This is a genomic window from Candidatus Baltobacteraceae bacterium, from assembly GCA_036559195.1.
In the GTDB taxonomy this organism is placed as follows: domain Bacteria; phylum Vulcanimicrobiota; class Vulcanimicrobiia; order Vulcanimicrobiales; family Vulcanimicrobiaceae; genus JALYTZ01.
Genome location: DATBTN010000019.1, coordinates 1 through 22,391 on the forward strand (window position 1 = coordinate 1; position 22,391 = coordinate 22,391).

At 63.4% G+C, this 22,391-nt stretch carries 22 protein-coding genes and 1 tRNA gene; 8 read left to right on the plus strand and 15 right to left on the minus strand.

The window, feature by feature from the left end:
- Positions 1–142 precede the first annotated feature (142 nt).
- Positions 143–418: a hypothetical protein gene (locus VIG32_02030; GenBank protein HEY8296789.1), complete on the plus strand. Its 276-nt coding sequence runs from the start codon at positions 143–145 to the stop codon at positions 416–418.
- Positions 419–422: 4 nt separating this feature from the next.
- On the opposite strand, the gene VIG32_02035 is transcribed toward VIG32_02030, so the two are convergent.
- Together VIG32_02035 and VIG32_02040 are read right to left on the minus strand one after the other, a co-directional pair.
- Positions 423–1,151, minus strand: a complete 729-nt coding sequence (locus VIG32_02035; protein ID HEY8296790.1) for a flagellar hook-basal body complex protein — start codon at positions 1,149–1,151, stop codon at positions 423–425.
- Positions 1,148–1,666: a flagellar basal body rod C-terminal domain-containing protein gene (locus VIG32_02040; GenBank protein HEY8296791.1), complete on the minus strand. Its 519-nt coding sequence runs from the start codon at positions 1,664–1,666 to the stop codon at positions 1,148–1,150. The genes VIG32_02035 and VIG32_02040 overlap by 4 nt, the downstream gene beginning before the upstream one ends.
- Before the next feature lie 243 nt (positions 1,667–1,909).
- Between VIG32_02040 and VIG32_02045 the strand changes: the two genes are divergently transcribed.
- Positions 1,910–2,359 carry a hypothetical protein gene (locus VIG32_02045; protein ID HEY8296792.1) on the plus strand — a complete coding sequence of 150 codons (450 nt, stop codon included), beginning with the start codon at positions 1,910–1,912 and terminating at the stop codon, positions 2,357–2,359.
- Positions 2,360–2,770: 411 nt separating this feature from the next.
- Here the strand turns inward: VIG32_02045 and leuB are convergent, their stop codons facing one another.
- Genes leuB through lgt form a run of 5 tightly spaced genes read right to left on the minus strand, consistent with a single transcriptional unit; the run spans position 2,771 to position 6,395 of the window.
- Positions 2,771–3,859, minus strand: coding sequence for a 3-isopropylmalate dehydrogenase (gene leuB, locus VIG32_02050; GenBank protein ID HEY8296793.1), 1,089 nt, complete (start codon positions 3,857–3,859; stop codon positions 2,771–2,773).
- 3 nt (positions 3,860–3,862) lie between these two features.
- Positions 3,863–4,411, minus strand: coding sequence for a DivIVA domain-containing protein (locus VIG32_02055; GenBank protein HEY8296794.1), 549 nt, complete (start codon positions 4,409–4,411; stop codon positions 3,863–3,865).
- 2 nt (positions 4,412–4,413) lie between these two features.
- Entirely contained in the window at positions 4,414–4,827 is a 414-nt protein-coding gene (sepF, locus tag VIG32_02060; protein HEY8296795.1) for a cell division protein SepF, read from the minus strand.
- Between the two features lie 10 nt (positions 4,828–4,837).
- A complete protein-coding gene (locus tag VIG32_02065; GenBank protein ID HEY8296796.1) occupies positions 4,838–5,542 on the minus strand; it encodes a YggS family pyridoxal phosphate-dependent enzyme in 705 nt (234 codons plus the stop codon).
- A gap of 22 nt (positions 5,543–5,564) precedes the next feature.
- Positions 5,565–6,395 (minus strand): prolipoprotein diacylglyceryl transferase, encoded by an 831-nt coding sequence (gene lgt, locus VIG32_02070; GenBank protein HEY8296797.1) that lies wholly within the window; start codon positions 6,393–6,395, stop codon positions 5,565–5,567.
- Positions 6,396–6,452: 57 nt separating this feature from the next.
- Between lgt and VIG32_02075 the strand changes: the two genes are divergently transcribed.
- Genes VIG32_02075 through VIG32_02095 form a run of 5 tightly spaced genes read left to right on the plus strand, consistent with a single transcriptional unit; the run spans position 6,453 to position 9,872 of the window.
- Positions 6,453–7,184: a cytochrome c biogenesis protein CcdA gene (locus tag VIG32_02075; GenBank protein HEY8296798.1), complete on the plus strand. Its 732-nt coding sequence runs from the start codon at positions 6,453–6,455 to the stop codon at positions 7,182–7,184.
- Complete coding sequence (gene lspA / locus VIG32_02080; GenBank protein HEY8296799.1) at positions 7,162–7,638, plus strand: signal peptidase II; 477 nt, start codon at positions 7,162–7,164, stop codon at positions 7,636–7,638. The genes VIG32_02075 and lspA overlap by 23 nt, the downstream gene beginning before the upstream one ends.
- On the plus strand, positions 7,613–8,503 hold the full coding sequence (locus VIG32_02085) for an RluA family pseudouridine synthase (protein HEY8296800.1): 891 nt from the start codon (positions 7,613–7,615) through the stop codon (positions 8,501–8,503). The genes lspA and VIG32_02085 overlap by 26 nt, the downstream gene beginning before the upstream one ends.
- Positions 8,503–9,603: a tRNA guanosine(34) transglycosylase Tgt gene (gene tgt / locus VIG32_02090; GenBank protein HEY8296801.1), complete on the plus strand. Its 1,101-nt coding sequence runs from the start codon at positions 8,503–8,505 to the stop codon at positions 9,601–9,603. The genes VIG32_02085 and tgt overlap by 1 nt, the downstream gene beginning before the upstream one ends.
- Positions 9,600–9,872, plus strand: coding sequence for an RNA-binding protein (locus VIG32_02095; GenBank protein HEY8296802.1), 273 nt, complete (start codon positions 9,600–9,602; stop codon positions 9,870–9,872). The genes tgt and VIG32_02095 overlap by 4 nt, the downstream gene beginning before the upstream one ends.
- A 149-nt stretch (positions 9,873–10,021) precedes the next feature.
- Here VIG32_02095 and ileS read toward each other — a convergent pair whose 3' ends face one another.
- The 6 genes from ileS to VIG32_02125 all read right to left on the minus strand — a co-directional run bounded on the left by ileS (position 10,022) and on the right by VIG32_02125 (position 18,602).
- Positions 10,022–12,811 carry an isoleucine--tRNA ligase gene (ileS, locus tag VIG32_02100; GenBank protein ID HEY8296803.1) on the minus strand — a complete coding sequence of 930 codons (2,790 nt, stop codon included), beginning with the start codon at positions 12,809–12,811 and terminating at the stop codon, positions 10,022–10,024.
- Positions 12,808–13,911: a polysaccharide pyruvyl transferase CsaB gene (csaB, locus tag VIG32_02105; GenBank protein HEY8296804.1), complete on the minus strand. Its 1,104-nt coding sequence runs from the start codon at positions 13,909–13,911 to the stop codon at positions 12,808–12,810. Before csaB ends, ileS begins: the two co-directional genes overlap by 4 nt.
- Entirely contained in the window at positions 13,895–15,922 is a 2,028-nt protein-coding gene (locus VIG32_02110) for a DUF5693 family protein (GenBank protein HEY8296805.1), read from the minus strand. The genes csaB and VIG32_02110 overlap by 17 nt, the downstream gene beginning before the upstream one ends.
- A gap of 357 nt (positions 15,923–16,279) precedes the next feature.
- The gene (locus VIG32_02115; GenBank protein ID HEY8296806.1) at positions 16,280–17,122 is read right to left on the minus strand and encodes an enoyl-CoA hydratase; all 843 of its coding nucleotides are present in this window, start codon (positions 17,120–17,122) and stop codon (positions 16,280–16,282) included.
- Positions 17,123–17,146: 24 nt separating this feature from the next.
- Positions 17,147–17,219, minus strand: a tRNA-Val gene (locus VIG32_02120).
- A gap of 51 nt (positions 17,220–17,270) precedes the next feature.
- Positions 17,271–18,602: a S41 family peptidase gene (locus tag VIG32_02125; protein HEY8296807.1), complete on the minus strand. Its 1,332-nt coding sequence runs from the start codon at positions 18,600–18,602 to the stop codon at positions 17,271–17,273.
- 190 nt (positions 18,603–18,792) lie between these two features.
- Between VIG32_02125 and VIG32_02130 the strand changes: the two genes are divergently transcribed.
- The gene (locus VIG32_02130) at positions 18,793–20,952 is read left to right on the plus strand and encodes a heavy metal translocating P-type ATPase (protein ID HEY8296808.1); all 2,160 of its coding nucleotides are present in this window, start codon (positions 18,793–18,795) and stop codon (positions 20,950–20,952) included.
- A 162-nt stretch (positions 20,953–21,114) separates the two neighbouring features.
- Here VIG32_02130 and VIG32_02135 read toward each other — a convergent pair whose 3' ends face one another.
- Entirely contained in the window at positions 21,115–21,999 is an 885-nt protein-coding gene (locus VIG32_02135) for an EamA family transporter (protein ID HEY8296809.1), read from the minus strand.
- Positions 22,000–22,079: 80 nt separating this feature from the next.
- On the minus strand, positions 22,080–22,391 hold a 312-nt coding region (locus tag VIG32_02140), incomplete at its 5' end, for a hypothetical protein (protein ID HEY8296810.1).

A 22,391-nucleotide genomic window follows, 5' to 3' on the forward strand; every position in this document is an offset into this window, starting at 1 on the left:
CGATGACCGTAACATCTGTCGGCTCCGCGTCGCAGAACGACGTTAACAAGATCCGATCGCTACGGCTCGAGAACAACCGGGCGATCGAGTCACACAACGTTACGCTAATGAAACGCGCATGGACTCACACAATTCGACTCACGTGAGTGACGGCACCGTTTTCTCAGGAGCCGGACCTCTTGCGGACAGCTATGCAGGCATCGAATTCAAAGACCCCAATTTTGTTGCATACGTCCGTCGCCCGATGACGATCACGATTAGCTCCGACGGCAGGCATGCCGCGGAATACGGAGCGTGGACAGCAGTCTATAAAGTGCCGAAACGCAATCGTTCTGGAACGTACCTTGCCTCATGGCGAAAATCCCACTCCGATTGGAAAATCGCCTATGAAGCGTATGTAACGCTCGGCTCGAAATAACGACTTACGATCGCTGCAAGTTATCCGCGATGCGCAGCATTTCGTCGGCCGCTTGCACGCCTTTTGCGTTGGCTTCGTAGGCGCGCTGCGCCGCGAGGATCTCCATCATCGCTTCGACGATCGACACGTTCGATTGCTCGAGCATGCCGAACTTAATTGTCGGGCCGTCCGGCGAGCCGGCGCGCTCGAAGCGCGCGCGGCCGGAATCGCGCGTTTGCGCGAAGAGCGTCGCGCCCAGCGGTGCGAGCCGCTCGGGTGCGGCGAACTCCGCGAGGCGGACGCGTCCGGCGGCGTGCGTTCCTCGAGACGTCTTTACGGAGACTCGCCCGTCCGGCGCAACGTCGGCCGAGAGCGCGTCGTCTGGAACGTGCACGCCTTCGAGCCGCCAGCCTTGCGCGTTACGCAACGATCCATCGGGCGCGCGCGAGAATTCGCCGTCGCGCGTATAGGCCTTCCGGCCGTGCGCGTCGACGACGGCGAAGAATCCGTTGCCGTCGATTGCCAGATCGAACGGCCCCCCGCTCTTCATCAGCTTGCCTTGCGCGAAGATCGCATGCGTGCCGACCTGCGCGGTTCCAAGCCCGATCTGGCCAGGCGCCGCGAGCTCCGTGAAGGCCGCCGTCGCGCCCTTGAATCCGATCACGTCGGCGTTGGCAAGGTTGTTGGCGATGACGTCGAGGTTCTGTTGTTGCGCCGCCATCCCGGTTGCGGCCGCATAGAGTGCGCGATTCATTTGAGGCGCGCCACCTCGTTTGCGGATTTGTCGCGCGTTTGGTCGATCGCGCTGAGCGTTTTTTGCGCGCTTTCAAACGAGCGCTGCGCGGTCATCACGTCGATCATTTCGCCGATCGCGTTGACGTTGGAGCTTTCGAGAAAACCTCGACGCACGCTCGCGCCCGGAGCCAGATGGGTGTCGACGAAACGCCGGCCCGCATCGTCGCGCAGATGCCCGAAGCGGTCGCGCACGAACGCCCCGCTCCGAGTTCGATCGAGATGCCCGTGCGCGTCGCGTACGATAAAATACCCACCGCCGACGATTGCGAAATCGTCGGGCCGACCCGTGCGCCGCAGCGCTCCTTGTTCCAAGTCTTTGACGGCCTCGATACGCACGCCGCGCGGCGTCATCAGGCCCCGCGCCCGTGCTCGCTCGAAGCCGTCGCTCGAACTATTCGCCAGGTTTTCCGTTGCGATATCGAGCCGCGATTTAGCAGCCGCCATGGCGCTGCCCGCCCATCCGATTCCATCCATGCGCGGATGATAGCGGCCGGTTATGTCCGCCGCATGGCCGGCGCATTACGCCGTCGAACGACCATATCGTGAGTCCAGAGGAACGGCGCGCGAGCCGGGTCGAGCGTATGCAGACGCGCAAGATTCGTCGCGGCGACGATCAAGATGCCATCGATCGCGACTATTGGCGCGCGGTCCCCGCCGCCCAGCGCGCGGCTTACTGCTGGACGCTCTTTGCACAATCCCGCGCCCTGGGAGGCATCGATGGAGCTCAACCCAGACTTCAGCGATCTATTGCGCGAGTTCTCCGCCGCGGAAGTTAGGTATCTCATTGTGGGAGCGTGGGCCGTCGGTTATTACGCTCGGCCGCGTGCAACCGCCGACCTCGACGTATGGGTGGAACCCTCAATCGAAAACGCGCGCCTCGTCTTGCGCGCTCTGGCCGCATTCGGTGCGCCGTTGGAAAACCTCACCGAGACCGACCTGCTTTCGGACGATTTGATTTATCAGATCGGCATCGCGCCCGTTCGCATCGATGTCATCACCGGAATCGATGGCGTCGTTTTCAAGGATGCCTGGACCGCTCGCGAAGAGGCTCGGATAGAAGACATTGCGGTACATTTTATCGGGCGCGACGATCTCATTGTCAACAAGCGCCAAACCGGCCGAGCGAAGGATCTCGCCGATCTCGAACTTTTGGGGGAGAGCACGTAGCGTGATCGCGCGACTTTGGCCACTTGCGTTTCTCGTTATCGCGACGTCCGCCGGCGGGTGTGCGCCGAGCGGGTCGTCGGGGACGGATGCGATTATCGCTCGCGAAAACGCCGCAGTGTATGGGATGAAACAGGCATATCCCGGCGTCGTTCAAGGGACCGACGTCAAAGGCAATACGATGCGCGTCTACGTTGACGTCGACGGGATTTATTCGATGGATAGCGCCGCGGAAGACGCGATGAAAGCGAATCTGCTCGCGCGATGGAAGCGAGTCTGGTCGCAAAACCATCCGCACGAGCACGGCAGGGTCACCGTCGAGATTCGCGACTTTAAAGATAAACTCATGATGACGGAGCGAGCCGTCGTTCTTCGACGGGCCCGTCCTTCGACAAGCTCCGTCCTTCGACAGGCTCAGGATGACAGGGGGGACAGGGTGGCTAGGACGGCTTGAGTGAAGGCTTCGGTGGTTAGGGAGGGTTCGTTGCCGCGGGCTAGTTCGGTAGTGCGGGCGCCGGCGGCGAAGGCGGCTTCTACGGCGCGTTCGATGCGTGCGGCGCCGGTTTCGTCGTCGAGCGAATGGCGCAGCAGCATGGCGGCCGAGAGGATCGCGGCGGTGGGATTGGCGATGCCGCGGCCGGCGATATCGGGTGCCGAACCGCTAATCGGTTCGTAGAGACCGAATTGTTTGCCCGGGGTACCGCGCGTGCCGAGACTCGCGCTCGGGAGATTGCCGATCGAGCCGGTGAGGATCGCCGCTTCGTCGGAGAGGATGTCGCCGAACATGTTCTCGGTGAGCAGTACGTCGAAGTCGCGGGGGCGGCGAACGAGCTGCATCGCCGCGTTGTCGACGAGCAGGTGGGCGAGCGCGACGTCGGGATACTCTTTGGCTACTCGTTCGACGACGCGCCGCCAGAGTCGCGACGTCTCCAAGATGTTCTGTTTGTCGACCGACGTAACGTGTTTGCGACGTTTGCGGGCCAGCTCGAAGGCGACGCGCGCGATACGTTCCACTTCGGGCGCGCGGTAGATCATCGTGTCGACCGCTTCTTCAATTCCGTCGGCGCCGACGCGCTGTTCTTTGGGTTTACCGAAATAGATGCCGCCGGTCAACTCGCGAATCACGACGAGGTCGAGATTCTCGACGAGTTCGGGACGCAGGCTCGAAGCGTGCTCGAGCCCCGCAAAGACTTTGACCGGACGGATGTTCGCGTAGAGCTCGTAGTCGCGGCGCAGCACGAAGAGCGCGTATTCGGGCCGCTCCGGAAGCGGTTTCCCGTCGTACTCCGGTAAACCGACCGCGCCGAAGAGAATCCCCGCGCTGCGTTCGCAGAGCTCGCGCGCTCGATCGGGAAGTGCCGGTTCGCCGGCGCGAAGGGCGGCCGCGCCGACCGGCGTTTCGACGCAGTCGAGGTCCGGCCGAACGGCGCGCAGGATGCGCACGGCGGCGCGCGTGACTTCAGGCCCGATGCCATCGCCGGGCAGTACGGCTACGATCGGCACGAACTAATAGACGGTGATGCGCTCGGGTTGTTGGACTTCGACTCGCGACGTATCGTCGGTCACGGTGGTCGCGGCGTCGCCCGTCGTAACGACCGGCGGTGCCGGCGTGGTGGGACGTTCGAGCAGCGACAGGTGCGTCGTCAGCAGGCTGCGCAGTTCGCTCTTCGCTTTTTCGGCAGCTTCGTGCGCGCGTTGATGTTCGCGGCGCGCGTCGGCCGCGGCGTCGGTATACGAAGCGATGTCGCGCTCGGCCGCGATGCGAGCTTGTTCTTTAATGAGGTCGGCTTCTTTATGCGCGGAGGCTTTGACTTCGTCGGCCGTTCGCTGTGCGAGCACGAGCGTGTTCTGCAGCGACTCTTCCATCGCTTTGAAATGGCTGATGCGTTCTTTGAGGTCCGCCACCTCCGACTCGAGCACGGCCACGTGCTGCGCGTCGTCTTCGAGCGTTTCAATCACTTCGTCGAGGAACTGATCGACCTCGGTGCGGTCGTAGCCTTGAAGCGCCTTCTTGAAGGTTTTGTGCTGAATGTCGACCGGCGTGATTTTCTGCATGCTTATCCTCTGTTCGACATGAAGTCGAGGCTGCCGTCGGACATCATCGAATCGCGCAGACCCTGCGCGTTGACGACGACGCCCGACGGGACCACGAGATAGATCGCCTCGGCGAGTTTCTGAATCTTTCCATCGATCGTGTAGGCGACGCCCGACGTGAAATCGACGACTCGCTGGAGCAGCGAACGATCGGCATTCTGTAAGTTCACGATTACGACTTGCCGATTTCGCAACGCGTCGGCGATCTCGGTCACATCGCCGAACGATCGCGGCGAGTACACGCTCACCTCGGTGCCGCCGCGGCGCGGAGCGTTCGTTAACGGAACGACGCGCGACGAGGTGGCTTCTTCTTCGTACACACCGTCGTCTTCGTCGCTCATCGAGAAGAACGAGCCGATCTTTCTGAACATGCTCATCGTATTACCCTCAATTCTTCGCGCCGATTAACGGCGCTGCAGGTCGTTGTCCGAACAACGCGGTGCCGACCCGGATCATCGTGGAACCCCACCGGACGGCCTCGCGCCAATCGCCCGACATACCAATTGATAGGATGGTTCCGCCTACACGCTCGAAGGTCTTTGCGGCGAGCGCAAACGAGCGCTCCAGCGCGTCGCGATCCGCCGTCAGCGGCCCGATCGCCATCACGCCGGCAACGAGCAACCCCGGCTCCGCGCGCAGCGCCTCGGCCAGTGCGGGCGCCTGCTCCGGCGGGCAACCGAAGCGCTCGGCCGGCGACACGTTGAGCTGAATGAGGATCGGCAGCGTCTTGCCGAGATCGCGAGCCGCCCGGGCGAGCGCGCGCCCAGCCTCGATGCGATCCACGCTCTGCACCACGTCGAACGTCTGCACGATCGCCTTCGCCTTGTTGGTCTGAACGTGCCCGATAAAGTGCTTACGCACCCGCCCTTCGACAGGCTCAGGATGACAGGGGAATTTGGTGCGGGCTTCTTGGAGGTAGTTCTCGCCGAAATCGGTGATGCCGGCGGCTAGCGCGGCGGCGATGACCTCGGGGGGTTGCTTCTTGGTGACGGCGACGATGGTGATCTCGCCGGGCGAGCGGCCTGCCGCTCGTGCCGCATCGGCTAAGTCTGCTTGCAACCGCGCATAGCGCTCGCGAAGATCGAGCTCCATGCGCCACCGTTTTCCGCCTCTTTCAGGAGCGGCCTGCCTGCGGGAGGACGACGGTTCGGGCACCCCGGCGCGTGCAGACGACGATGCCGATGATGCCGATCACGATCATCGGCAGCGCGTAGAGCTGGCCACCGGTTATGCCGTGCCACGAGAAGTCGGCCTGGCGCCAGATCTCCGCGACGGAGCGCGTGATGCCGTAGATCGTGAACCACGACCAGGCGACCACGCCGTCCGACGGCCGGCGCCGGTAGATCAGAAAGAGAATCGGCAGCGTAATGAGATCGAGCACCGCTTCGTAGAGCTGCGCCGGGTGGCGAAAACCGTCGGGCTTCGCCGGGAAGACGATGCACCACGGATGGTCCGGGCGGCAAATATCGCCCCACAGCTCGTCGTTGATGAAGTTGACGAGGCGCGTGAGCGTGATACCGATGGGCAAGAGCATCACGATCTCGTCGCCCAGGATGCGATAGCTCAAGCCCGGATGCTTGCGTAAAAAGAGCAGCAGCGCCACGATCACGCCGACGACGCCGCCGTGGAACGCCATCCCGCCGTTCCAGACCGCGATGAAATTCAGCGGGTTTTGCGTGTAGTAGCTCGCGTCGTGTTTGCTGATGATGTCGTTGATCACAAAAAACGTGCGACCGCCAACCAAAACGCCCACCAGTGCGTAGAATAAGAAATCTTGAATCTGATCTTTGGTCAGGCCCAGCCGCAACCGGCCGGCCGGCCGGCTCATCCAAAGGTAGACCGCGATGAACCCAACCAAGTACGAGATACCGTACCAGTGGATCTGCAGGGGTCCCAAGTGGATCGCGATCGGATCGATATTCGGATAGGTGAACCAGTGCTGCAACGGCTCCGCCCCTCGGTCATTACAGGCGCGAACCCTCGTGCGGTCTAAATGAGCGGCGTGGGTACCACGCACCTAACCGTCGGGATCGCATTCCTGGCGGGCCTCGTTTCCTTTGTCTCTCCGTGCGTCCTCCCGCTGGTCCCGGCCTATCTCTCGTTTCTCACCGGCACGAGCCTCGAGGAGCTGCAAGCCGAACTCAGCGCGCAGGCCCGCGCGCGCACGATCCTGCACAGCCTGGCGTTCATCCTCGGCTTCACGCTGATCTTCGTCGGGCTGGGCGTCACCGCGAGCGCGCTCGGCGGGGCGCTGCGCGCCAACCAGCTGCTGATCGCCCGGATCGGCGGGGTCATCGTCATCGTGCTGGGCCTCCAGATGATGGGCGTCTTTAAGTTGCGCTTTCTAGCGATGGATAAGCGCGTCCACGCGCAGCCGAAGGAGCGCTCGTACTTCGCCTCGGTGCTCGTGGGCCTGGCGTTCGCGGCGGGCTGGTCGCCGTGCGTAGGCCCGGTGCTCTCGCTGATTCTGGCCTTCGCGGCGCAGACGGCGCACATCGCCGACGGCGCGTGGCTGCTCTTCGTGTACTCGATGGGACTGGCGCTCCCGTTCTTTCTCACCGCCGTCGCAATCGGCATCGTCCTGCCGGCACTCAATCGGATCAAGCGCTTCTTGCCGGCTATCGAGTTTGGCGCCGGAACGTTCTTGGTTCTCACCGGTATCGTGATTTTCTCAAACTCATTTCTTCGCATCGCAGGATGGTTCTATCAATTTGTCCCGCAGCCGAAACTCTGACGCGTCCCAATTCCTGATCGTCGCGGCCGTCGTGCTCGCGATCGACCAGCTCACCAAGCACGCGATCGTCGCACACTTTCTGCCCGGCGCGAGCCGAATCGTCGTACCGCATCTGCTGAGGTGGACGTACGAGCAGAATCAGCACGGCGCGTTCGGTTTATTCGGCTCGTCGCCGGTGATGCTCGTGGTCATGGCGATCGTCGTCTTGCTGATCTTTTGGTACTCGTTTCGCGATGCGGCGCGGCACTCGCGGCTGGTGCGCATTGCGTTCGGGTTGATTCTTGGCGGCGCGATCGGCAACATCGTCGATCGGCTGCACTATCAGTACGTCGTCGATTTCATCGACTTCTACAAAATCTGGCCGAATATTTTCAACGTGGCCGACTCGTGTATTACGGGCGGCGTCATCTTATTGATCGTAGCAAGTCTTGCAAAAAATCGTCGTCACACCTAAAGAGGGCGGCAAGCGCGCGGATCTCGCGATCGCGCACTTGACCGGATTCTCTCGCTCGCTCGTAACCGAAGCCGTCAAGCGCGGCGACATCCGCGTGGACGGCGTCGCCGTGAAAGGCAGCTACGTCCTCACCGAAGGCGAAACGCTCGAGTTCGCACTTCTGGAGCGTCCGCCGATGCGCGTGGAGGCCGAGTCGATCGACCTCACGATCGTCTACGAAGACGAGGATCTCCTCATCGTCGACAAGCCCGCGGGCATGGTGACGCATCCGGCGCACGGTTCCACGAGCGGCACGCTCGTCAACGCACTGCTCGGCTACGTCGAGTCACTACCCGGCGACACCGTGCGGCCGGGGCTCGTGCATCGCCTCGATCGCGACACGTCCGGGCTGCTGGTCGTGGCAAAATCAGAACTCGCGCTCTCGTCGCTGGGGCGTGCGATGAAGGCGCGCTACATCAAACGCGAATATCTCGGAATCGTGCACGGCATTCCGCAGCACCCCGTCGGCACGGTCGACGGCGCGATCGGGCGCGATCCGCAGAATCGCTTGAAATACGCCATTACCGCCGCGGGTAAGCCTGCGGTGACGCACTACGAACTGCGTACGCCGCTCAAGGCGGCGGCCGAGCTGATCTTCCGTCTCGAAACCGGGAGGACGCACCAAATTCGCGTGCACATGGCCGCACTCGGGCATCCGATCGTCAACGATCCGGTCTATGGAAAATCCGAGCCGCGCTTTCCGCTTCCCGGACAGGCGCTGCATGCATGGCGACTCGCGTTCCGCCATCCGCGCACCGGCCAGGAGCTGGAGTTCGAGATCGATCCGCCGGCGGAGTACGTCGCGACCCGCGCGCTGCTCTCGTAGTGTTCGCGCTCGCCGGCACGAGCGGCACGGCGCGCCGCGGCACCCTGCGATTGGCACACGGCGTCGTCGAAACGCCGACGTTCATGCCGGTCGGTACCGCGGCGACCGTTAAGGGTTTGACGCCCGACGAATTGCGCGCGGCACACTCGCAGATCGTGCTCTCCAACACGTACCATCTGTGGCTGCGTCCCGGACGCGACTTGATCGTTGAGGCGGGCGGCCTACATGCGTTCATGCAATGGCACGCCCCCATCCTCACCGACAGCGGCGGCTTTCAAGTCTTTAGTTTGGAGTCGCGACGCAAACTCGACGACGACGGGGTGACGTTTCAATCGCACATCGACGGTAGCACGCATCGGTTCACGCCGGAGAACGTGATCGCGTTTCAGGAAGCGCTCGGCGTGGATATCGCGATGGTGCTCGACGTCTGCGTGAAGCTGCCGGCGACGCCCGAGCAGATCGACGAATCGGTGCGGCTCACGACGCAGTGGGCGCAGCGTTCGGCTGCCGCGCGCGCGCGAGAGCAGACCGCCGTCTTCGCGATCATTCAGGGCGGCCTCGACAAAAGCGCGCGCGCCCGCAGCGCTGGAGCGCTGGTCGCGCTCGACTTTCCCGGCTACGCGATCGGCGGATTGTCGGTGGGCGAAACCCGCGAGGAGATGTATCTGCTTGCGCGCTTTTCGGCCGCGCTGTTGCCGGCGGAGAAGCCGCGGTACCTGATGGGCGTGGGAACCGTGCGCGACATCGTGATGGCGGTCGATTGCGGCATCGACATGTTCGATTGCGTCTATCCGACGCGCTGCGGACGCAACGCGCGAGCGATGACGCGTCACCACGGCGAGTACAACATTCGCAACGCCGCCTACGCGCGCGACTTTACGCCGATCGACCCGGACTGCGGTTGCTCGGTCTGCACGACGTTCACGCGTGCGTATCTATCGCATCTCTTCCGCGCCAACGAGATGCTCGGCCCCCGCCTGCTCTCGTACCACAACGTTTACGTGCTCAACGCCCTCATGCGCGACGCCCGCATCGCTATCGAAGCAGGTACGTGGGAACCGTTCCGCGATACCGTGTTGCGGGAGACAGGTAAAGAGTGATTCGATTATTCGTAGCCGGCTATCCGCGCGACGCTGCCAAAGGCGACTTGCTCGCGCTCTTCCGTCAATTCGGCGCCGGTGAAGAAGACGTCACGTTTCCACGCGATCGCCGGTCGCGCCGAAAAAAGGGCTACGCTTACGTCAACGTCTCCGACGAGTCGACCGCCGATGCCGCCATCGCCGCCTTCAACCTCTTCGAAATCGACGGCAAACCCCTCAGCGTCATCCGCGCCTCAGACCGCCCCTTAAAACGCCCCCGCCACCGCTAACGCATCCTTCGTCGTCGTGTTAGCTTGTCGAACCACGTCCTTCGACAGGCTCAGGATGACAAGGGGGCGTTGTTGTCATGTGGGCGTTTGTCATGGTGAGTTGTCGAACCACGTCCTTCGACGAGCTCAGGATGACAAGGGGGCGCTTGTCATGGTGAGGTTGTTGAATCGTGTTCTTCGTTGTCGTGGATGATTTGGGTGCAGGGGGTGCAGAGGGATGGGTGGTTCGGGTCGGTGCCTAGCGGGAGGTATTTCCAGCAGCGTTGGCATTTTTCGCCGGTGGAGCGTTCGAGGGTGAGCAGGGCGGCTGAACCGCCGTCGAGTTGACCGAGCGCGAGTTCGGAGACGACCAAGGCTTCGCGAAGGTTGTCGCCCAGCGGAGCGAGGCGCGCGTAAAGCGCGGCGCCGGCCACGAGCGTTGCTTTGGCTTCGAAGTCGCGAATCTCGCCATTTGCGGCGACTTGCGCGCGCAGCGTCTTGATCTGCGTCCAGAGATCGCGTGCGGCCGGGTCGTCGTGCTTCGAGAGTGCGAACGTGAGATCGAACACGCTCGCGCGATCGGCGCGCAACGCGGGCGGCACCGATTGCCACGCTTCTTCAGCGGTGAACGAAAGCAACGGCGCGAGCAAGGTGACGAGATGCTCGAAAATATACCAGATCGCGCTCTGCGCGCTGCGGCGGCGTGGCGCGTCGGCGGCACTCGAGTAGAGGCGGTCCTTGAGGGCGTCGAGATAGAAGCTCGAGAGATCGTCTCCCTCGAAACGCACGATCTCGAGATACGCGTCGTGTAAGTTGTAGCTCGCGAGCATGCCGTGAACGCGGCGAACGAATTCGTCGGTAACCTCGCAAGCGAGCGCGTCGAGCGGTTCCATCGCGGCGCGCGGCACGATCGTAGCGGGCGTGAGGTCCTCGAGATTGCTCAGCATGAAGCGCAGGCGGTTACGTACGTTGCGGTAGACGCGGCTGACCTGATCGATGACGTGCGGCCCGAACCGAACGTCGTCGACGAACTCGACCGATGCCGCCCACAGGCGCAGCACGTCCGCGCCCCATTTGTCCATCGCGTCCGCCGCGTCGATTCCGGTGCCGAGCGATTTAGACATCGGGCGGCCGTGTTCGTCGTTAACCCAGCCGTTCTTGACGACGTGCTTGTACGGCGCGCGATCTTTAATGGCCGTCGCGGTGACGATCGAACTGCGGAACCAGCCGCGGTATTGATCGCCGCCTTCGAGCACGAGATCCGACGGCCACGGAAGACCGTCCTTGCCGAGCACGGCGAAGTGCGTCACGCCCGACTCGAACCAAATGTCGACGATGTTCTTCTCTTTTTCGAACGTCGTACCGCCGCACTTGGGACAGGCGAATCCCGCGGGCAAGAACGACTCGACGGGATCGCGCCACCATGCGTCGGCGCCGGCCGCGCGAAAACGCTGCGCGGCAAAACGGGCGACGCCCGCGTCGAGAATCGATTCGTTGCAGCCGCTGCAGAGCAGCGCGGGAATCGGCGTTCCCCACGTGCGCTGCCGCGAGATACACCACTCCGGATGATTCTCGAGCATCTGCACCAGGCGGTTGCGCCCCCAATCCGGCGTAAATTCAACGCCCTGCGCGGCATCGATCGTGCGTTTGCGCAGACGGTTTTGATCCATCGCGATAAACCATTGGGCGGTCGCGCGGAAAATCACCGGGTTGTGGCAACGCCAGCAATGCGGATAGCTATGCGTATATTCGAACGCATCCCAGAGCGCGCCGCCGGTCCGCAAGTCTTCGACGATCGCCGGATTGGCTTTCCAAATATGCATGCCGGCATACGGACCGGCCTCGGCGGTGAAGATGCCGCGTGCGTCGACCGGATTGACGATCGGTAAATTGTATTTCACGCCGGTTTCGAAATCGTCGGCGCCGTGGCCGGGCGCCGTGTGCACCGCACCGGTGCCGGTCTCGAGATCGACGTAATCGGCCAGCACGATGGCCGAATCGCGGCCGAGGAACGGATGGCGCACGGCCAGCCCGTTGAGCGCTTCGCCCTTGACGCTCGCGAGTTTTTGCGCGCGTTCGAATCGCTCGCCCAGCGCCCGCGGAGCGAGTGCCTCGGCGAGGATCAGCGCTTCGTCGTCGACGCGATAGAGCGCGTAGTCGGCGTCGGGTTTGAGCGCGATCGCGACGTTGGCCGGAAGCGTCCACGGCGTCGTCGTCCAAATCAGCACGCTGACGCGTTGCGGCACGTCGGTAACGCCCATCGCCGCGATCACTGCTTCGCGCTGCTGCGGCGTGGCGGCGAACCGAACGTAGACGGAGGGCGAGACCTTCTCTTTGTATTCGATCTCGGCTTCGGCGAGCGCGGTCTCGTCGTGAATGCACCACAGCGTGGAGCGCAGACCCTTGTAGAGCTGGTTCTTTTCCGCTAGATCCGCGAGCGTTTCGACGATCGTCGCTTCGAACTCCGCATCGACGGTGCGATAGGGATGATCGTAGTCGCCGAAGGTGCCCATACGCATGCGCGTCGCGCGCTGGACGTCGAGCCAATGCAGCGCGCGCTCTTTGCAGCGCGCGCGCAGTTCGAGCGGATCGATCGCGTGAAAATCTTTGATCTTGAGATGTTTGAGCGTCTCGAGTTCGATCGGCAGGCCGTGCATATCCCAGCCCGGCACGAATTTGGCCCACTTGCCGTCGAGCATGGCGATCTTCACAAAGATATCTTTGAGCACCATGTTGAGGAAGTGGCCCATGTGCAGGTTGCCGTTGGCATACGGCGGACCGTCGTGCAGAATCCACGGCGGATTGCCCGCGTTGCGCTCGAGCCGGCGCTCGTACGTGCCCTGCTCGCGCCACCACTGCACCCGCAACGGCTCGCGTTTGGGCAAGTCGGCCTTCATGGGGAAGTCCGTCTTGGGTAGGTTGAGGGTATCGCGGTAATCGCGCTGCAGCGTGTCGCTCATCGGGACGGTCGCCTTTCGCCAACCACGTCGTCCAGGACCTCGAAATTGCGCGCCGCGAGCGCGCGTACGTGCTCGAACTGCGCGTTGAGGTGGGCGGCGAGCGCTTCGCGATCGGCCATGAGGCGGTCGACCAGCGCGTCGGTTGCCGTCGGCTCCGGCCGAGCGGCCGCGCCGGGCACGAAGAGCGGTTCGAGCGGATAGGCAAGATCTTCGCAGAGCGCCGCGACTTTGGGATCGTACGGAATCGCGAGAAACGGCACGCCGTAGCGCGCGGCCAGGATCAGCGCGTGCAAGCGCATCCCGATCACGACTTTGGCGCGACGGATGATATTGGCGGCGTGGGGAAGCGGCGACTCCGGCAAGAGGACGGGCGCGCTCTTGCACTTGCGGATGATCTGCGTCGAGACTTCGGCGTCGCCCGCGCCGCCGAGCGGTAGGAAGGCGACGCGCGCTCCGTAGCGTTCGCTCAAACGATCGAGCGCGCGCGCGACCACGTCGACGCCGTCTTTAAAACCGGGCGCGCGCCGCACGCTGACGATCACGAGCGGATCGCTGTCGGGACCGATACCCTCGCGCGAAAGATCGACCGCCTCGTCGGGCGCGTCGTAGAGAAACACGGGATCGGCCGTTCGCTCGACCTGCGTGCCCGGCAGCAGCGAGGCCAACAACGCCTGCGAGCGCGCGTCGCGAACCGTCGCGCGCGCCACGCCTTTGCACCATTCGCGCACGATCGTCTTTCCCCAAAAATCGAGCGGCCCGATCGACTGTGCGAAGATCATCGTCGGGCTTTTGCTGCGCACCGCGGAGCGAACGACGCCCGCGTAATAGAGTAAGCTGCGCAGGCTGGTCGCGTTCTGCAAGAGTCCTCCGCCGCCCGAGAGCACGACGTCGGCGCGCGCGATCGCCTCGCGAACGGCGCCCACGTCCATTCGTGACGTCGCCTCGACGCGCAGATCGTGCGCGGTGGTCTCGGGCTGCGCCGAAAGCACCTCGATTTGAGCGTAGGGATAGCGCGTGCGCAATTGCCCGACGATCACTTCGAGAAGCGCGTCGTCGCCGAGGTTTCCGAACCCGTAGTAGCCACTAAGAAGAAATCGCACGCTCGGACCCGTTCGCAGCCACGCGGCGCAAAACGACGCGGTAGATTGCGATGGCGATCGCTCCGATGACGATGCCGATCACCAAGCCGTTGGCGATGCGCAAGAGCGAGATGAGAATCGGCGTGTGAAGGTGCGAGAACGTATCGATAATATCGCCCAAACCAACGCCGATGCCGAGCGCCAGCAAGAGCCCCACGGCGCGACGATGGGCGACCGTCAGCGCGGGGAGCAGCATCAATAACGGGAAGCCGACGACGAACTCTTTGAAGCGCGGACGCACGCTCAGAAGTTCCGTCAAGTGATGGCGCAAGGCGAGTTCGAAGTTCGACGGCGCGATATCGCTCTGGTTGCCGCTACGCATCAGCACCAACCCGCCGACGGCGATCACGATGACCGCGAGAATCAATTGATAGATCCGGACCGGCGAAGCGAACGCCCCTTTCGGATCCTCGATGCGCGAGTTGAATCGGTCGGTGAGGATATACAGAAACAGCGCGATCAGCGGCGGCGCAACGAGCACGGCCTTGACGCCGCGGAACCGCTCGACTTCTTCCATCACGAGCGGCGAACTCATGATGCCGATCACGACGAGCGCGCCCAGCAGCGCCACGCCGGTCGCAACCAGCGTCCACTTCAGGCCGCGCACGAGTTGCGCGCCGTAGTTCGGCGCCGGTTCTTCGTAAAATGCGCGCGAGAGTGCGGTGAACGCGGCGGTTGCAAAAAGCAGCGCTCCCACGAGCGCGATGATGCTGCGTCCGAGCAGATCGTGGTGCGTCACGTAGCCGCCGAGATAGATCAGGATCGTCAAACCGTACGCCGCGATCGCGTACGAGGGCCGGTACCAGCCGTACCATCCGAGCAGCACGATAAAGAGCGACGGAATCGCGAGCGAGGCGAGCCCGACGAGGATCGCATTGTTGCCGCGATAGAGCGGAATGGGGGCCGCACGCCCGAGTTTGAATCCGTGCGAACGCAGGTCGTCCGCGATCTGGCGGACCATCTCGATGTTGCTCTTCTCGATCGAGAGCCCGTTGTATTGATGCACGTACGGACGCAGGTAGACCACACGCACGTTACGCTCGCGCACCCCGAGTTCGTACCGTGCGACGATCTGGGGCAGCAGCAGCTTGTCTTGTTCGGTCTTGCTGATCGCCTCGACGCGAACCGTGTGCCCGGGGATGAGCTTCGCTAACTCGTCGTTGCCTTTTTGCACCTGGAGCGGATCGTAGGTTTCGATCTCGCCAAAGCTCATCGTTTTGTGCGTTTTGAAAAGATCGGCCGTATCTTTCACGTGGTCGGGGAAGCCGAGCACCTGATTGCGCAGGCCGAAGAAAATCACGGTCGAGATGCGATTGCCCGCGTGGAGATCGCCGAATATCGTTTGGATCTGCGGTGCCGCGAATCGCTCGTCGTTCTGAAAGCGCGGAATGACGAGATAGTCGAGCCGCTTGGCCAGTGCCAGTTGATCGACCGGAATACCGAGCGAGGTCGAGCCGAAGTAGTCGATTTGGGTGCGCAGCCCGATCACGTAGGGCAACGAGGCGTGCAACACGTGAATGCCGGAGCGTTCGAAGTGCAGCGGCAGCTGCGCCAGGTAACGGTCGAACGTCGGCTTATCGTAGACCAGCAGATAGACGGCATCCGGACGGATCCGCTTGGCCGCTACGAGCGCGCGCAGCGTCGGCTCGCCGATGGGCGAGAGCCGCGCGTTGTTGAGCAGTTGAACGCCCGAGGTCACGTAGGCATTCGGCGTGGTGCCGACGCTGCTCCCAAGCTCCTCGGTGAGCGCGAGCGACGTGAGGCCGGCGCGCCGCAATTCGACGAGAAAGGCGGTCGGATCGTAGTTGTACGATCGCGCGAGCCCGGTAAAATCGTTGTAATCCATCGCCAACTCGACGCGCCGGGTCGCCTGTTCGATGCGAACGCGTTCGTAGGCGACGACGAGGGAAGCGAGCAGAGCGACGATCAGGATCAACGCGGCAAAGCGCGTGCGCGGTTGGACAAAATTCACGAGGCCGTCCATTCGCGCAAAAAACAGGAAGGCCCGCCGTAGGCGAGCCCTCTCTGTCGTCGCGTATGCGGTTGCCCGCATACCGGGTGTGGGCGACGTCTTGTGTGTTTCCCTCGCAACGCATTGCCCACAATGAATGCGCGCGGGTCTCGTAAGCCTGTTTTTTATCCCGGGGACGACGCTTCCCTCTGCCAACGTCGGCGTCCTAGCAAAATGTTAACAAAAGTTCGCACAAAACGCGAGTGCCGTTGTCCTTCGACAAGCCCGTCCTTCGACAGGCTCGTCCTTCGACAAGCTCCGTCCTTCGACAAGCTCAGGATGACAAGGGGGTTACTCGCTCTTTTTGACAAGGGGGGACTACTCGCTCTTTTTGTCATCCTGAGCTTGTCGAAGGACGGGAGCTTGTCGAAGGACGAGGACGGGGTCGCTCCAGCGTGGCGGGCGTTTTTCGACGAAGGCGCCCATGCCCTCTTGGGCGTCGGCCTCAAGTGCGTTGCACGTCATCACGTCCTTGGCGTACGCGTAGGCTTCGGACTGCGGGAGGTCGATCTGCCGGTAAAAGGCCGCTTTCCCGATCCCGACGATCGCCCGGCTGGCCTCGGCGACTTTGGCGGCGAGTGCCAGCGTTTCGGCACGCAACTCCGCGGGGGCGACGACGCGATTCACGAGCCCCCACTCGGCCGCCGTCTGCGCGTCCACGAACTCCCCGGTTAAAAGCATCTCGAGGGCTCGCTTGCGCCCGACCGAGCGAGTCAGCGCCACCATCGGCGTGGTGCAGAACAGGCCGATGCGCACGCCGGGGGTGGCGAAGCGCGCCTCGGTTGAAGCGACGGCCAAATCGCAGGTCGCCACGAGCTGGCAGCCCGCGGCCGTCGCCACCGTCGCGACCTCGGCGATGACCGGCTGGGGGATCCCCTGAATCGTCTCCATCAACTCGACGCACGTATCGAAGATCTCGGCGTATGCCCGCTCGTCGCGCCCCAACAGTTCGCGCAGGTCGTGTCCGGCGCTAAAGGCCGGCCCTTCGCCGCGCAGGATCGCGACCGCGCACGAACGGTCCGCGCCGACCGCTTGGAACGCTGCGATAAGTTCGCGCATGAGTTCGAGCGAAAGCGCGTTGCGCTTTTGCGGACGCGCCATCGTCACCGTCGCGATCTCGCCGTGCATCTCGACGCGAATGAATTCGAATTCGCGAATCACGCTCGTACCTCGATGGGAAAAATTTGGGCGATGACGGGCTCGAACCGCCGACATCCTGCTTGTAAGGCAGGCGCTCTCCCAGCTGAGCTAATCGCCCCCGCGAGGTAGGTTGTCGCCCGCCTACCGCGCACCCTTTACCGCCGCCGCGCTAGGCGCCCGGGACGATCCCCGCGATTTGCTTCTGCAGTAGATCGATCGCCGCTTGCAATTGAGCGTCGTACGCGGGCTCGCCCAAGCGAGCGTTCTTGTTTTCGGTAACGGCGACGTCGGGCGGAATGCCCTTGAGGTTGATGTCGCGATTCTTCGGCGTGAAGTAGCGCGCCGTGGTGATCTTGATGCCGGCGCCGTCGGGCAGCGGCGTGAGCGTTTGCACGACGCCCTTGCCGAAGGTCTTCTCGCCCACGAGTTGCGCGATTCCGTCGTCTTGCAGCGCGCCGGCGGTGATCTCCGAGGCCGACGCCGTGTAGCGATTGACCAGCACCGTCATTGGTTTGCGCGCGATCGCGGTGTTATCGGACTCGATGGTGGTCGTCTTGCCGCCTTCGAGAACGCTTACGATCGGATCGTTGTTAATGAAGCGCGCGCTGATATCGAGCGCGGTGTTGACGTATCCGCCGCCGTCGTTGCGCAGATCGAGCACGTAGGCTTTGGAGCCGCCCGCCTGCAGGCGATTGAGCGCGAGATTGAACTCGTCGGTGGTCTGCTGGCCGAACGCGAGCACCCAAATGTAGCCGATATTATTTGCGAGCATCTTGTAGATGACGGTCGGCGGCTGCACGTCGGCGCGCGTGATCGTGATCGGTGCGCTGAGCGCCTTGCCGTCGCGTTCGACGGCGATGCTGACGTTCGTACCCGGCTTGCCGCGCAGAACCTTGGTGGCATCTTCGCTCTTCATGCCCTTGGTCGACTTGCCGTCGATGCTCGTAAAGAGATCGCCGGCTTTCACACCCGCGCGCTCCGCGGGCGTACCGGGGACGACGTAATAGGCGCTGATATAGCCGGTCGGAGATTCGGCCGCTTGAATCAACACGCCGATGCCCGAGATCTTCTGCGGATCGAGCGCGTCGTTGAACTGCTTGAGCTGATCGGGCGTGAAGAACATCGTGTAGCGATCGCCGAGCGATTTGGCCATGCCGTCGATCGCGGCGTAGGTTGCGACGCTATCCGATACGTGCGATTTGGCCACCGCTCGCGAGACGGCCGACGAAATCGCCGCGACGTTCGATTCGGTATCGGAAGCGCGCAGCGCCGGCAGCGTGCCGCCGCCGTGTTTACTCAGCAGAGCATCGAGCGAGGTTCGCGCGCCATCGAGGACTTTCTGCGGATCCACCTTGGAATAAAACGTGGTGGTCAAGAGCGTGTAGCTCTCGTGCAGATCGATGCTGGAAGCCGCGGGCAGTTGCGCCGCCGCGGCTCCGGGGCCGCAGAGGGTAGCGAGCAAAGCGCCGATGAGCGCCAGCCGGCCCAGGGACTTGATCATCAAAAACTCCTCGAGGTGTTTCGTTCGTACTTTGAAAGCTTACCGGCCGGCTCGATCAAAAGTCTTCAGAGAGGGATGAGAAAGCGGCTGGAAGTTCATTCGCCGGCTACCTTATTCCCCATTTCATCCAGAACGAACGCCGCGTAAAGAACCTGCAACGCTTCGGAGCGAGGAAGCGGTTATCGCCAACGTGCAGACGACTTTACTTCAGGACCGTACCGAGCTGATCGTGACCGGCATGACCTGCGCCTCGTGCGTAGCTCACGTTGCCGGAGCGCTCGAGCGGGTCCCCGGCGTGACCGAGGCCGCGGTCAATTTGGCCTCGGAGCGAGCGAGCGTGGCTCACGACCCGCAGATCGGGCCGCGCGAACTGGTGGCGGCGATCGAGTCGGCGGGCTACCGGGCGGCCCCGTTGGCAGCGGACGCCGCTCCCGACGCGGACGCCGTACGTCGCGACGCCGAACTCGCGCGCAAGCGGCGCCTGCTCGTACTGGCGCTCGCGCTCTTCGTGCCCACCCTCGTCGTCGGGATGCTGTTGCCGCCGTTTGCGGGTCGCGAGTGGCTCCTCTTCGCCCTCACGACGCCGGTGTGGCTCGTCGTCGGCTCGGCCTTCCATCGCGGCGCTCTCGCCGCGCTGCGTCACGGGACGAGCACCATGGACACGCTGGTCTCGCTCGGCTCGACGGCCGCGTACCTGTATTCCGTCTACGCCATGCTCGCGGGCAAAGCGACGTATTTCGAGACGGCGAGCGCGATCGTCACGCTAGTTTTCGTCGGCAAATATTTGGAGGCGCTCGCGCGCGGCCGCAGTAATCGCGCGATTCGCGCGCTGCTCGATCTGCGGCCGCTGACGGCGCGCGTCCGCGACGAAGATGGGAGTCTTCGCGAGATCGGCGTCGATCGAGTCCGCGTCGGCGACCTGCTCGTCGTTCCGGCCGGCGAGCGCGTTCCGATCGACGGCATCGTCTCCGACGGGACGAGCGCGATCGACGCGTCGATGCTTACCGGCGAACCGTTGCCGGTGGACGTGAGCGAGGGCGACGCCGTGGCGCAAGGCACGCTCAATGGCGACGGTACGCTCGACGTGCGCGCGACCGCCGTCGGAACCGGCACGCAACTCGCGCATATCATCGCGATCGTGCAGCGCGCGCAGGGAACGACGCCGCCCGTGCAGCGACTCGCCGATCGCATCGCCGGAATCTTCGTGCCGGTCATCTTGGCGATCGCCGCGATCACGTTTCTTGGTTGGCTCGTTACCGGACACGTTTGGATCGCGGCTTTGATCGCCGCGGTCGCCGTGCTCGTCGTCGCCTGCCCGTGCGCGCTTGGCCTAGCGACGCCGACGGCGGTGATGGTTGCGATGGGTACGGCCGCCAAACGCGGTCTGCTCGTTAAAGATGCGGCCACGCTCGAACGAATGGGCGACGTCACCACGATCGTCTTCGATAAAACCGGAACGCTGACGCGCGGTAAGCCGTCGGTGCTGGCGATTCATCCCAGCGCCGGCCTCGATGAGCCGGCGGTGATGCAGGTTGCCGCCGCACTCGAAGCCACTTCGACGCATCCGCTCGCACGCGCGATCGTGGCATACGCGCAGGAGCACGATCTCGAAATCGCGCCCGTACGCGAGGCATTCAACAGCCGCGGTCGCGGCGTTCGCGGGCTGCTCGATGGTAAGCCGGTACTCGCCGGCAACGCGGCGTTCGCGGCCGAGCACGGGATCGCGCTTCCAGCAATCGACGCGGCGGATGGCACGATCGTTTACGTCGCGCGCGACGGAGCGTGCGTGGGTGCGATCGTGCTCGGTGATCCGCTGCGCGACGACGCACCGGCCGCGATCGACGCCCTGCGCGCGCGCGGGTTCGCTCTCGCCATCGTCAGCGGCGACGCCGAAGCACCGACACGCGCCGTCGCCGAACGTCTGCATATCGAACGCTGGCACGCACAGATGCTGCCCGAAGCCAAGGCGCAGTTCGTCGAACGGCTGCAGGCAAACGGCGAACGCGTTGCGTTCGTGGGCGACGGCATCAACGACGCGCCGGCTCTCGTAACGGCAAGCGTCGGCGTCGCCATGGGCGGCGGCGCGGACGTCGCGCTCGAGAGCGCCGGCGCCGCGATCGTTTCAAACGAACCCGCCGCGCTACTGCGCGGCATCACGCTCGCGCGCGCGACCAAACGCACGATCGCGCAAAATCTGTTCTGGGCGTTTGCCTACAACGTCGTACTCGTTCCGCTCGCCGCATTCGGCATCGTCCACCCAATGCTCGCCGCCGCCGCCATGGGCGCCTCAAGCATCTTCGTCGTAGGCAACTCCCTCCTACTCCCCCGCCGCTCCGTATTGTCACCCTGAGCCTGTCGAAGGGCGACGCGGGTATCGCGCTCGTGCTTCGACAAGCTCAGCATGACAAAACGTAGAGCGCGCGCATGCGACGACGAGCTCAGCAGCGGAAACGCGGCCTTGTCACCCTGAGCCTGTCGAAGGGCGGTGCGGTAAACCTTTTGGCTTTCCAGTCTACTTGCGCGACGCCGTTAGCGTTAGGACCGTTAGGCCGGCGATGACGAGGAACATTCCGGCGGCTTCGATGAGCGTGGGTACTTCGCCGAGTTGGATCCAGGCGGCGAGGATACCGAGCAGCGGATTCGCGAGGGTCCCCATACTCGCGTCGCGCGCCGGCAGCTTCGCCAGCACGTAGATCCATAATACGTATGCAAGCGCAGTAGCCGCGAAGATATTGTAGGCGAGTGCTCCGACGTACGCCGGCGCCCAGTGCGTCGCGTGGCCCGGTACGATCGACGCGACGATGACGAGCGCTGCGCCGCCTGCGAACATTTGCCACGTCGTCATCGAGAGCAGATCCACATCTCGTTCGCGCTGCTGTAATCGCTTGGCGATGATCGTTCCGATCGCCCACGAAATGCCGGCGGCGAGGGCGAGCGCGTCGCCGAAAATGGAGCGCCCGGCATGTACGAAATCGAAGATGCACAGAATGCCGAGCATCGCGAGTCCGACCGCGACGAGCTGCGCCGCGCGCAGTCGTTCGCCTAAAATCGGCCACGCCAGCAGCGCGACCCACAGCGGCATCGAGTATGCGAGAACTGAGATCTTGCCTACTCCCGCGGTAACGATCGCCCAGGTTACGAGCCCGAGAAAGCCGGTGGTTTGAAAGAGGCCGAGCCACAGGTAGGGCCACGGAAATTGCGGACGCAGGCTGCGGCGTAAAGCCATCATCACTACAAAGAGTACGAGCGATCCGCCAAACGCGCGCGCCGCTGCGAATTGAAACGGCGGCGCGTAGGCGACCGCGATCTTCATGACGACCCAGTTATATCCCCAGATGACCGCCAGAGCCGACAGCGCCAGCATCGCCAACCGCCGCGTGGAGAGACCCGTACTCATGTTCGTGCCCACGTCACGCTATATCGCAAAAACAAAAAGGCCCCCTTTCGGGGACCTTTTCATGGATCTCGATAGATCGCTTAGCCAACGATGGCGTTGAGGATGCCGTTGCCTCCGAGAAATACACCCAAGAGACTGCTTAGCGGGATGCCGCTATTTAACAAGACGTTTGCGAGGCTTCCGGCTGAGCCGCCGGAGCCGCCCGTCGCGTTGCTGATCGCATTTTGCACGACGATGCCCGAGACGATATTCTGAAGGATGTTCACGAGCTGGTTGTTACTGTTGAAGATTTGAGCGACCTGTGACGATTGTTGGTCGCTAACCGTAAATGGCTCGTACGCAACGGCGCTCGCCGAGGGCAGCATACCGATGCCCAGACGCGCTTTTTGCGC